A 4,775-nucleotide genomic window follows, 5' to 3' on the forward strand; every position below is an offset into this window, starting at 1 on the left:
CGCCGGGCCGTCCGGGCAGCTGAGCCGGACGCGCACCGCCCGCGCATCGACGACGCGGACCGACGCGATCCGGGCGACCGCCGTGCTCGACGCCGGCCGCGTCCGGCTCGGGTCCGCCGCGACCGGCGCGGAGGGGTCCTGGCCGCCGTTCTCGGCGCACCACGCGTCGCGGGCGGCGGGGTCGGCGCGGAGCGTCGCGCGGATGCCCGCGCCGATCGCGGCCGCCTCCAGCTCGATCTCGCGGGCGACCTGCCGGCGCGCGGACTCTCCGCGCGCGAGGACGAGGCGCTCGGCGTTGCGCCACACGCCCTCGCGCCACGACTGGAGGATCGTCGCGGCGAGGACGTCGTCGACCGGGCCGATCTCGACGTCGTCGGCGGTGGGGTCGAAGCGCTGCGCGATCTCCTGCAGCACCGGGCGGTAGAGCGCGGCGAGGCGGACGTCGTAGGCGTCGTGGTCGGGCTTGCGGGACGTGCCGTCCGGGGCGGTGATGCCGATGCCCGCGAGGAGGAAGGGGAAGTCGCGGTTGATGTGGGCGTTCATCGCGAGGAGGAAGTCCCCGAGCGCGCTCATCTCGCGGGCGCGCGCGGCGTCGAACGCGATGCGCCACGCCCTCGGGACGCCGCCGATCTCGCCCGCGGCCCACCGGTCGTAGGCCTCGAAGTACATCCGCGCGAAGACCGCGTCCTCCTGCTGCAGCCAGACGCGGTCGGAGAAGACGCCCGCGCGGACGGCGTCGCGGACGTCCTCGGTGACGCGCAGGTAGGCGAGGGCGAAGACGGCGCGGTGGTCGCAGCGCGGGACGACGGAGTGGAAGCGGCGTTCCATCTCCGCGATGGTGCGGTCGATGCACGCGTCCTCGCCCTGGGCGCAGTCCGGCTCGACGTTCGGCGTGTGCGGCGCGGGGAGCGGCGGCAGGAGCGCCGGCCAGTCGACGTAGAGCGTCGGCCTCGGCGGGGCGCCGTCGGCCGGGGCGGTGGCGACGAGGAGCGTGGCGAGCGCGGCCCCGATCAGCACGTGCAGACGCCGGCCACCCCGTCCCATTGCCGCACATTATCGCCGGCATCACCCCCAGGTCCGGGCCGCGGGTCGAGTACCGTCTCAGGGCTCATGGCGACGACCGCGTTCAGCGCACCTGACCAGCCTCGCCGCGTGCGGATCCTCTCCGCCGGCGGGACGATCGGCATGGCGGGAGGCGGCGGCGCGACGCCGAAGCTCGACGCCGACCAGCTCGTCGCCGCGGTCCCGGGGCTCGCCGGCCGCGACGACATCACGGCCGAGACCGTCGCGAACAAGCCCTCCGCGCACCTCACGCTCGACGACCAGCTCGAGATCTGCCGGCAGGCGCGCGACGCGGCGCGCCGCGGGATCGGCGTCGTCGTCACCCACGGCACCGACGTCCTCGAGGAGACGGCGATGCTCTGCGACGTCATCCACGACGCCGAGGCCCCGATCGTCTTCACCGGCGCGATCCGCCCGTCGACCGCCCCCGGCGCCGACGGGCCCGCGAACCTCGTCGACGCGGTGAGCGTCGCGGCGAGCCCCGAGGCGTCGGGCATGGGCGTCCTCGTCGTCTTCGGCGGCGAGATCCACCACGCGCGCTGCGCCCGCAAGACGGACACGACCTCGCTCGTGGCGTTCTCCTCGCCGCAGACCGGTCCGCTCGGCCGCGTCACCGAGGGGCATCCGACGATCTGGTCGCGGCTGCCGCGCAACCCGCCGCTCGACCCGCCGGACCTCGAGAAGCGCGTCCTCATCGTCCCGAGCGTGTCCGGCGACGACGGGACGCTCGCCCGCGCCGCGCTCGGCACGGAGCCCGACGGGGTCGTCATCGGGACGCTCGGCGCCGGGCACCTCGCGCCCGAGCTGCTCGACCTCTGGGCGGAGGTCTCGACCCGCATGCCGGTCATCGCCTACTGCCGGCCCGAGCGGGGCGTCGTCCTCAACTCGACGTACGGCTACGCGGGGTCGGAGATGGACCTCCGCGACTCGGGGATCATCCCCGCCGGCTTCCTCTCGCCGCAGGCGGCGCGCATGAAGCTCCTCGCCTGCCTCGCCTCGGGCCTCCACATCGACGAGGTCCGCTGGGCGTTCCGCCAGGACGACGGCTGAGAGGCCCGCCCGGCCGCGAGGTGTGACGGATGAACCTCGGAATCCGAGGTCCATCCGTCACACCTCCGCGCGCGCACGCCCGCCCCGGGAGGCTCGCGTGAACACCACCGTTCGCTGAACCCGTACCCTGTGGGAAGTGATCCCCCCGATCGGGGGGTCGATGGACACCCACACCCCACGAGGTCACGACCGCAATGGACGCGAGCATCGCCGCCGAGCCCGAGACCGTCGCCGCCGACGCGGCGCCCGAGGCACCGGCCGAGCCGAGCTTCACGCTCGAGCTCACGCAGGATCAGAAGGACATCCGCGACTGGGTCCACGGGTTCGCCGAGAACGTCGTGCGCCCCGCCGCCCACGAGTGGGACGAGCGCGAGGAGACGCCCTGGCCCGTCATCGAGGAGGCCGCGAAGATCGGCCTCTACGGCTTCGAGGGCCTCGCCCAGTTCTTCGCCGACGAGACCGGCCTCACGATGCCGATCGTCAACGAGGAGCTCTTCTGGGGCGACGCCGGGATCGGCATGGCGATCATGGGGACGGGTCTCGCCGTCGCCGCGATCATCGGTCAGGGCACCGGCGAGCAGATCGGCCACTTCATCCCGCGCTGCTTCGGGACGCCCGACGACGTGAAGGTCGCCGCCTTCTGCTCCTCCGAGCCCAACGCCGGCTCCGACGTCTCGAACATCCGCACCCGCGCGAAGTTCGACGAGGCGACGAACGAGTGGGTCGTCAACGGCCAGAAGTCGTGGGCGACGAACGGCGGCATCAGCGACATCCACGTCGTCACCGCGACCGTCGACCCCGAGCTGAAGACCCGTGGCCAGGCCGCGTTCGTCATCCCGATGAGCGAGGTGAAGGGCATGGAGCAGGGGGCGAAGGTCGCCAAGCACGGCCTGCGCGCCTCGCACACCGCCGACCTCCACCTCGACGAGGTCCGCATCCCCGCCGACTACGTCCTCGGCGGCAAGGAGAAGCTCGACGAGAAGCTCGCCCGCGCCCGCGAGGGGAAGAAGAGCAAGTCGAACGCGTCGATGGCGACCTTCGAGGCGTCGCGTCCGACCGTCGGCGCCCAGGCGATCGGCATCGCCCGCGCCGCCTACGAGTACGCGCTCGACTACGCGAAGGAGCGCGAGCAGTTCGGCAAGGCGATCATCGAGAACCAGTCGATCGCCTTCGCGCTCGCCGACATGAAGATGGAGATCGACGCGGCGCGCCTCCTCGTGTGGCGGGCCTCGTGGATGGGACGCAACCAGATCCCGTTCACGGCGGCGGAGGGCTCGATGTCGAAGCTCAAGGCCGGCGAGGTCGCGCACTGGGCGACCGAGCGCGCGATGCACATCCTCGGCGGCAACGGCTACACCCGCGAGTACCCCGTCGAGCGCTGGCACCGCGACGCGAAGATCTACTCGATCTTCGAGGGGACGAGCGAGATCCAGCGCATGGTGATCGCGCGGGCGATCTCGGGGGTCCACATCCGCTAGTCACGTCGCATCTCGCGGTCATGGGCGGACCGGGGGTAGGGTCCGCCCATGGCACGCGACCTGGGGCTGGGCCTGCAGATCGGCTACTGGGGCTCCACCGGCCCGCCGCCGAACGCGCTCGAGACGGTGCAGGAGGCCGAGCGCCTCGGCTTCGACTCGATCTGGACGGCGGAGGCCTACGGGTCCGACGCGATCTCGCCGCTCGCCTGGTGGGGATCGCACACCGAGACCGTGCGCCTCGGCACCGCGATCACCCAGATGAGCGCCCGGACGCCCGCCGCGACCGCGATGGCCGCGATGACGATGGACCACCTCTCCGGCGGGCGGTTCGTCCTCGGCCTCGGCGTCTCCGGCCCGCAGGTCGTCGAGGGCTGGTACGGCCAGCCGTTCGCGAAGCCCCTCGCGCGCACGCGCGAGTACGTCGCGATCCTCCGCGAGATCTGGAAGCGCGAGGGCCCGCTCTCCTTCGAGGGCGAGCACTATCGCGTGCCGATGGAGGGCGGCACCGGCTTCGCGAAGCCGCTCAAGGCGGGCATCCGGCCGCTGCGCGAGGACATCCCGATCTTCCTCGGCGCCGAGGGGCCGAAGAACGTCGCGCTCACCGCCGAGATCGCCGACGGCTGGCTCGCGCTCTTCTACAGCCCGCACGCCGACGACCTCTACCGACCGAACCTCGAGGAGGGCTTCGCGCGGCCTGGGGCCCGCCGGAGCGCCGAGGACTTCGAGGTCGCGGTGACCGTGCCGTTCATCGTCCACGACGACCTCGAGCAGTGCGCGGACATGCTCCGCCCCTTCTACGCGCTCTACTTCGGCGGCATGGGGGCGAAGGACAAGAACTTCCACGCCAACGTCCCGATCCGGATGGGCTACGAGAAGGAGATCCGCGAGGTCCAGGACCTCTATCTGGACGGCAAGAAGGCCGAGGCCGCGGCGAAGATCCCCACCGCGCTCATCGAGCAGCTCGCGCTCGTCGGGTCGAAGGAGAAGATCGCCCACGACCTCGAGGCGTGGCGGGAGTCGGCGGCGACCGTCCTCCTCATCAGCGGCGACGCGGGGACCTGCCGCGCGGCCGCGGAGCTCGTGCTGGGAGGCTGAAAAGCCCGCCCCGCCTGACGTTCCTCACGCCAGGCGTGAGGAACGTCAGCGGGGATGGCGACCGCCGGCGGGGACGTCCGGGGGCGGCGG

4 protein-coding genes are annotated in these 4,775 nt (G+C 72.7%); 3 read left to right on the forward strand and 1 reads right to left on the reverse strand.

The annotated features are described in order from the left end of the window. Window positions 1-1,044: DUF5995 family protein (locus ACME2J_RS21890; RefSeq protein ID WP_495547070.1), on the reverse strand; the 1,044-nt coding region annotated here is incomplete at its 3' end. Between the two features lie 66 nt (window positions 1,045-1,110). Between ACME2J_RS21890 and ACME2J_RS21895 the strand changes: the two genes are divergently transcribed. From ACME2J_RS21895 to ACME2J_RS21905, 3 genes are all read left to right on the forward strand, one after another. Next, a complete protein-coding gene (locus ACME2J_RS21895) occupies window positions 1,111-2,112 on the forward strand; it encodes an asparaginase (protein WP_495547071.1) in 1,002 nt (333 codons plus the stop codon). Window positions 2,113-2,306: 194 nt separating this feature from the next. Then, window positions 2,307-3,590 carry an acyl-CoA dehydrogenase family protein gene (locus ACME2J_RS21900; protein WP_495547072.1) on the forward strand — a complete coding sequence of 428 codons (1,284 nt, stop codon included), beginning with the start codon at window positions 2,307-2,309 and terminating at the stop codon, window positions 3,588-3,590. A 60-nt stretch (window positions 3,591-3,650) separates the two neighbouring features. Continuing rightward, the gene (locus ACME2J_RS21905) at window positions 3,651-4,685 is read left to right on the forward strand and encodes an LLM class F420-dependent oxidoreductase (protein WP_495547073.1); all 1,035 of its coding nucleotides are present in this window, start codon (window positions 3,651-3,653) and stop codon (window positions 4,683-4,685) included. Window positions 4,686-4,775: the final 90 nt, after the last annotated feature.

The sequence above is a fragment of the Paraconexibacter sp. genome, assembly GCF_059438195.1.

Bases quoted from the DNA above. Each gene is read 5' to 3' on its own strand.
- ACME2J_RS21895 (WP_495547071.1), top strand. From the start codon at position 1,111: ATGGCGACGACCGCGTTCAGCGCACCTGACCAGCCTCGCCGCGTGCGG.
- ACME2J_RS21900 (WP_495547072.1), top strand. From the start codon at position 2,307: ATGGACGCGAGCATCGCCGCCGAGCCCGAGACCGTCGCCGCCGACGCG.